At 74.9% G+C, this 5974-nt stretch carries 7 protein-coding genes; all 7 read right to left on the bottom strand.

Annotated features, from left to right (window positions below; genetic code table 11):
- Window positions 1-108: zinc-ribbon domain-containing protein (locus L7D48_RS29605; RefSeq protein ID WP_374493595.1), on the bottom strand; the 108-nt coding region annotated here is incomplete at its 3' end.
- 4 nt (window positions 109-112) lie between these two features.
- Window positions 113-676 carry a phage tail protein gene (locus L7D48_RS24420; RefSeq protein WP_237882544.1) on the bottom strand — a complete coding sequence of 188 codons (564 nt, stop codon included), beginning with the start codon at window positions 674-676 and terminating at the stop codon, window positions 113-115.
- Window positions 673-2628 (bottom strand): putative baseplate assembly protein, encoded by a 1956-nt coding sequence (locus tag L7D48_RS24415; RefSeq protein ID WP_237882542.1) that lies wholly within the window; start codon window positions 2626-2628, stop codon window positions 673-675. Before L7D48_RS24415 ends, L7D48_RS24420 begins: the two co-directional genes overlap by 4 nt.
- Window positions 2628-3050, bottom strand: coding sequence for a GPW/gp25 family protein (locus tag L7D48_RS24410; protein WP_237882540.1), 423 nt, complete (start codon window positions 3048-3050; stop codon window positions 2628-2630). Before L7D48_RS24410 ends, L7D48_RS24415 begins: the two co-directional genes overlap by 1 nt.
- Window positions 3050-3367 (bottom strand): PAAR domain-containing protein, encoded by a 318-nt coding sequence (locus L7D48_RS24405; protein ID WP_237882538.1) that lies wholly within the window; start codon window positions 3365-3367, stop codon window positions 3050-3052. Before L7D48_RS24405 ends, L7D48_RS24410 begins: the two co-directional genes overlap by 1 nt.
- 39 nt (window positions 3368-3406) lie before the next feature.
- Window positions 3407-5233: a VgrG-related protein gene (locus L7D48_RS24400; RefSeq protein ID WP_237882536.1), complete on the bottom strand. Its 1827-nt coding sequence runs from the start codon at window positions 5231-5233 to the stop codon at window positions 3407-3409.
- Entirely contained in the window at window positions 5230-5952 is a 723-nt protein-coding gene (locus tag L7D48_RS24395; RefSeq protein ID WP_237882534.1) for a LysM peptidoglycan-binding domain-containing protein, read from the bottom strand. The genes L7D48_RS24400 and L7D48_RS24395 overlap by 4 nt, the downstream gene beginning before the upstream one ends.
- Between the last annotated feature and the right edge of the window lie 22 nt (window positions 5953-5974).

The raw sequence follows: 5974 nt of genomic DNA, 5'->3' as shown, positions 1-5974 counted from the left end.
CGTGCTCGGAGCGGGCGGGGTGTCCGACCAGCCCAGGTAGGTGCCGCAGTTGCCGCAGAAGTCGTCTCCGGGGCCGTTGGACGTCCCGCACGCGGGGCACACGTGCATGACGTCACCTCCCTTCGTCGGCGGGCGGGCCGGGCAGGACCTCCACCCGGCAGACGGTGTGCACCGGGCACATGGCCCGGACGATCTCGCGGACCCGTTCCGGGTCCACCCGCGTCCCTCGGTCCGGCCACACCCGGACCAGGGTCTCGGGGGGCGGTTCGGGCGGGAGTTCGGCTCCGGCGGTGCTCGACCAGTTCGCGCCGCCGTCCCCGGTCACCTCGGCGTGCACGCCGAGCGCGAGCCGCAGGCCCTCGACCAGGCCGCGCCTGGTGCCGCGCCACCGGTGCAGTTCCACCGCGCGGACGACCGCCTCGCGGCGCGGCTCCACGGGCCACCGCGGGTCGTCGTCGGCGCCCACCCACGACGCCAGCCAGGCCAGGAAGTCGGCCGGAGCCACCCGGGGGTCGAGGTAGGCGGGCAGGTTGTCGAGAGTCGCGAAGACCGGCGCGAGGACGGTGTCGAGGCCGGCGGTGAACCGCTGCGCCAAGTCGTCCTCGGCGTACAGGGCGGGCAGCTGCCCGCCGATCGGGTACCTGCTCGGCAGTCCGGGTACGGAGGCGCGGCTCATCCCCGTGCCTCCGGCTCGACGGCCGTGACGGCCACCTGGTGCTGGTGGGAGAAGACCAGCGCGCCCGCGGCCACGTCGACGCGGTCCGCCGGCGCGCCGCGCCGCCCGGTGACCGGGTCGGCGGGGAACAGCCGGATGTCCTCCACCAGTGCGTTGCCGGTGGCGCGCTGCAGCACGCCGAAGACCTCCCCGTACTGCACCGGCCGTCCGAACGGCCACCCGGTGCCGTCGGGGCCGCCGCGCAGCGGGTCGAGGTACCCGAACAGCGCGGTGAGCGCCGCGTCGCGCACCCGGTCGGTGTCGTCCGGCGCCGCCGCGAGCCGGGCCACCACGGTGACACCCTGGTAGAACGGCGGCTCCACGACGAGGCGGGTGCCGATCAGGCGCCGCTCGTCCAGGCTCGCGGTGATCGCCCGGAGCACCTGCTCGGAGGGGATCAGCTGCTCGAAGCGGAGCCGGCCGTCCTCGTCGGCGACCGCGTCCGGCACCACCAGGACCCGTACCGCACCCGCGCCGCCGGCGGGCAGGCAGCGGACCCGGCGCACCGAGGGCGCCGCCTGGCGGCTGATGATCTCGTAGTCCTCGGCGGTCACCGCGCGCTCCTGCATCCGCAGCGTGTCCGGCGCGCGCAGCTTGGCGTTGTCGACGGTCTCGCCGGCGACGCCGCCGCGCGCCGCCTCCCGGTTGACGACCCGCGCGACGTACGGAACGGAGCTGCGCAGTACACGGATCGCGCCGCGGGCGACGTTGCCCGCCGGGCCGCCGCCGGTGCGGTAGCGGGCCACCCGCACCCGGGCGCCCTTGGGTGGCACGGCGCCGCACTGCCGCAGCGTGCCGTCCGGCTCGCGCAGCACGGGCGGGAAGGCGAACTCGCCGGTGGTGGCGTCCACGCGGACGTGCCGGTCGGCGGGCCCGGAACGGCCGAAGTGCTCCACCACCTCCCAGCGCTGCCACCCCTCGCCCGAGGACACCTCCACCACGGGGGGCTCGCCGTCGAGGAGGACCGGTGGGCGGCCGAGCCGGAACGTCTGTCCGGCGACCCCCTCCGAGACGCCGAGCGGCACGTCGGTCACGGTCTCGGCGTGTTCGACGGACATGGTGCCGCCCACGGTGAACACGGCCGCCTCGCGCACCGTCGGGGACCGGGAGTAGAACGGCTGGCCCGGCTCCGTCTCGGTGACGCGGCAGCGCAGCCAGCCGGCCCGCGTCCCGCCGATCACCGAAGCGGTGTGCCCGGCCGGTACGTACACGATGACCTCGCCGGGCCGGTTCAGCCCGCCGGTGGTGTCCGTGCCGGTCTCGCACAGCTGCCAGCCGCCGCCGTTCCACGCCTCCCACACCAGCGGGGGCTGGCGCGGGTCCACACCGACGCCCTCCACACGGCTGTCCAGCCGCACCGCGACGATGCAGCGCGGCACCGCCGTCGGCAGACCGAACAGCAGCGCGTCGCCCGGTTCCGGTGCCGCCTGGAAGCAGGGCACGTCGCGGCCCTCGGCGAGCGCACCGGTCCGGTCGGTCTGGTCACCGGCCCGGGGAGCGGTCACCAGGCGCGTCAGTTCGCTCGGCACGATGCGCAGTTCGTCCGTGGTCGTGAACACCACGGCCTCGTCCGTCTCGCCGCGCGCGGTGGTCACCTCGGTGCCCGCGGGCAGCGCCACCGTGTCGGGCTGCGGCGCCGACAGGTGGAAGTCGACCTCCGCCACGGCCGCGGTCGGCGGGAACAGGCGGATGCCCAGCAGGTCGAGGAACGCGGTGTAGTTCCTGTCCGGAACCCGGTTCAGCCGGTACAGCAGCTGGTCCACGAGGTAGGCGAACGTCTCGATCAGGGTGACGCCCGGGTCGGAGACGTTGTGGTCGGTCCACTCCGGCGCGCGCTGCCGCACGTACCGCTTCGCCTCGTCGACGAGCTGCTGGAAGCGCCGGTCGTCCAGGTTGGGGGAGGGCAGGACCATCAGTCGGCGCCCCTCTCCCCGGCCTCCTCGTCGGAGGGGATCGTGTAGAAGGGGAAGACCAGGTTGCGCCGGTCGTTGGTGGAGCGCACGGTGTAGCGCACGTCGATGTAGAGGGTGCCGGCCTCGACGGTGTCGAAGGCGACCACCACGTCGTCCACCGCGATGCGCGGCTCCCACCGCCGGAGGGCCTCGCGCACCTGCTGGGCGACGCGTCCGGCGGTGGCGCCGTCACCGGGGGCGAAGACGTAGTCGTGGATGCCGCAGCCGAACTCGGGGCGCATGGGGCGCTCGCCGGGCGCGGTGCCGAGCACCAGGCGGATCGCCTCCTCGATCTCCCGGTCCTTCTCGACCATGCCGATCCCGCCGGTCGGCCCGACCCGCAGCGGGAACGCCCAGCCGCGGCCGATGAACCGCTCGCTCATCACGCGCCCCCGATCAGGACGTTCGGGGCGCCGGTCAGGACCGTCGCGCCGCACACGCTCCGCCCGCGCGCCCGCGCGGCCGGCAGGCCGCCGACGAGTACCGTTCCCGCGGCGAGCGCGGCCGGGTCGGGATTGACCACGTTGGCCGGTCCCAGGGCCGCGTGCTGGGGGATGGGGCAGACGACCAGGCTGCCCACGACGGCGGCGGGGCGGCCGCCGATCAGCACGCGCGCCACCGCCGCGGCGGCGCCGGGCGGCGGGGTGGTGATCCGGCCACCGTGGTCGGTGGGGTCGCCGGTGCGGGCTGCGGCTGGCATGAGGTGCTCCTCGGGAGTGTCGGTTGGGGCGGACGGGGGTCAGTTGATCCGGATGAGCCGGGCCTTGAGGACGCCGAGCAGACCGCCGTCGACGGTGACGTCCGAGCTGCCGGTGACGTTCACCGAACGGCCGCCGACCTTCACCCCGGCGCTGCCGTTGATGTCCACGTTCCGGCCCGACACGCTCACGTCGCCCTGCCCCGCGTCCAGGGCGATGCCCTTGTCGTCGAGCCGGACGGAGGTGAGGGGCTGCCGGCCCGTCCCGGAGCGCACCGCCAGCTCGATCCGGCCCCGCCGGTCGTCGAGGAAGACCTCCAGACGCCCGTCACCGGTGGTGAGCCGCAGTCCGGACGGCCCCGGGGCCCTCGCGTCCAGCAGCTCCACCCGGTGCCCCGAACGCGACACCACCGAGCGGCGGTTGACCTTTCCGCTGGTGCCGTCGACCAGCGGCACGTCGTGGGGCGAGGGCCGGTCCACGCCGTTGTAGAGCCCGCCGATGACGTACGGGCTGTCCAGCAGGCCCTGCTCGAAGCCGACCAGGACCTCGTCGTTGACCTCCGGGCTGACCACGCCCCCGCCGCCCCTGCCGCCCCACTGCACGGTGCGCACCCAGTCGGTGACGTAGGTGTCGTCCAGCCAGGGGAACCTCAGCCGTACCGCGCCGCGTTCGGCGCCGTCCGGTTCGCGCACGTCCGTCACCACGCCGATCGCCAGACCCGGCATGCGCGGGCCGCGGGACGGCGCGTTGGCGCCGGTCACCAGGCCGGTCAGGGAGCGGTCCGGGCTGGCACTGACCCATACCGTCGTCCGGTACCCGCCGTGCGGGTCCAGGACGTGCTGCACCGCCGTGGCCGTGTAGCGGCCTGAGAACGCCTGCCCGACGTTGCCGAGCGCCACGGGCCTGCCCGCCCGCAGCAGGGGGTTGCCCTCGGCCACCGCCTCCAGTTCGGCGAAGCCCGCGCTGACCTGGGCGGCCGTGGCGCCCGCGACCGCCGTCGCCTCGGCCTGGGTGCGGTACGGGGTGTCGGTGACGGTCAGTTTCGCCGCCTTGCCGAACCGGGCGCTCATCGCCGGACTCAGGCCCGGTACCGCCGTCTCGCTGTCCACCGAAGGGTGCCGGGACACCAGCGGCCGTTTCGTGGTGACGTCCCAGCCGCGCACCTCCACCGACGACGCCCCGTCCGCGGCCGAGAGCGAGGCCCGCAGTGTCAGCAGGTTCCGGCCGTACTCCAGCACCATCGGGTTCCGCGTGGCCGGGGTCGAGGGGGAGGGCGCGCCGGAGGCCGGCCGCGGCCGGGTGAACTGGAGCAGCCCCTGGTCGTCGACGCGCACCTGTGCGCCGCTCTCGCCCGCCAGGTACTGCAGGAAGTCCCAGTCGGAGATGTTCGCCTGCGACAGCTGCCGGTAGGTGACCGGTGCGGCCTGCACGGTTCCGCAGGCCAGTCCGGCCCCGGCGGCCACCTTGCGGACGATCGCCGCGGCCGTCATGTTCCGGTAGGCCACCACCTTCCGGCCCCGCTGGAGGCGGTGCGCCCTGGAGTAGGCGCGCACCACCGTGAACGAGCCCGTGCGGTCGCGGTCCACCTCCAGGGCCGTCACCTCGCCGTCGAACAGCCGCTCGCGCGCCTGCCCGGACACGGTCACCACCGACACCCGCAGCGGGGTGCCGATGGTGATGCCGGTCGCCTTCAGGAACTCGTGGTCGGGGTCGCGGAAGGTGAGCTGCGCCGCGTCGGGCAGCCCCACGTTCTCGTCCACCACGCAGCTCACCAGCTGGGCGGCCCAGACGGGCGGAAGCGGGGCGGGCGCCTCCACGACGGGGTCCGCCGCGAAGGACCGGCCGCCCCGGGCCTCGGGTGTGGTCACCGCTCCTCCCCGCCCCCTGAGTCCCGCAGCCCCGGCACCACCAGTTCGGTGCCGGGCACGAGCGCCATCGGGTCGTCGATTCCGTTCGCCTCGGCGATCGTCCGCCAGGCCGTCGCGTCGCCGTACTCGCGCCAGGCCAGCAGGGCCAGGCTGTCGCCCGCCACCACGGTGTGCGTACTGCGGGCGGCACGCGCGCCGGACGTCGGGTTCTGGCCCGGCGGGTCGACGCTCGCCTCCTCGATCGACAGCGCGCAGGTGGCCCGCAGCGGCCTGCCGTCGACGTCGAACAGCGTGTACGTCACCGACAGGCCGCAGAGCACCCCGTCGAACGAGGTCGTCCGCGCGGTGCCCCACTCGAACCGCACCCACGGGCTGGCCGGCTTCTCGCGGCTCAGGCTGGCCGGGGTCGGCACGCACGCCTTCATCAGCTTCTCCACGGCCTGCTCCACGGAGTCGTCGTGGGTGGCGGTCGCGTCCAGGAACACCTCCAGGCTCAGTGTGCGCGGGCCGCTGCCGACGAACTCGGGCAGCGCCGACTGCCCCGCCATCCGGGACGGGGAGCGGCGCCACTCGGTGGTCTTCTGCAACTGCAGGGTGGAGGGGTTGAACTGGAGGTCGAGCCGGGCGATCGTCCCGCCGGGCTTCGCGCCGACCGACGCGGGAGGCTCCTTCAGGGTCAGCTGGGCCCTGGCCCGGCCGGTGCGGACCGCTGGGGGCATGCGGGGGTCTCCTTTCCGGGAG

The sequence above is a fragment of the Streptomyces sp. ICN903 genome, from assembly GCF_022015835.1.
Lineage (GTDB): Bacteria > Actinomycetota > Actinomycetes > Streptomycetales > Streptomycetaceae > Streptomyces > Streptomyces fenghuangensis.
This window is presented reverse-complemented; position numbering and strand designations above follow the sequence as displayed.

Excerpts from the sequence above, each read along its gene's own strand:
- L7D48_RS24420 (WP_237882544.1), bottom strand. The coding sequence starts at position 676 with ATGAGCCGCGCCTCCGTACCCGGACTGCCGAGCAGGTACCCGATCGGC.
- L7D48_RS24415 (WP_237882542.1), bottom strand. The coding sequence starts at position 2,628 with ATGGTCCTGCCCTCCCCCAACCTGGACGACCGGCGCTTCCAGCAGCTC.
- L7D48_RS24410 (WP_237882540.1), bottom strand. The coding sequence starts at position 3,050 with ATGAGCGAGCGGTTCATCGGCCGCGGCTGGGCGTTCCCGCTGCGGGTC.
- L7D48_RS24405 (WP_237882538.1), bottom strand. The coding sequence starts at position 3,367 with ATGCCAGCCGCAGCCCGCACCGGCGACCCCACCGACCACGGTGGCCGG.
- L7D48_RS24395 (WP_237882534.1), bottom strand. The coding sequence starts at position 5,952 with ATGCCCCCAGCGGTCCGCACCGGCCGGGCCAGGGCCCAGCTGACCCTG.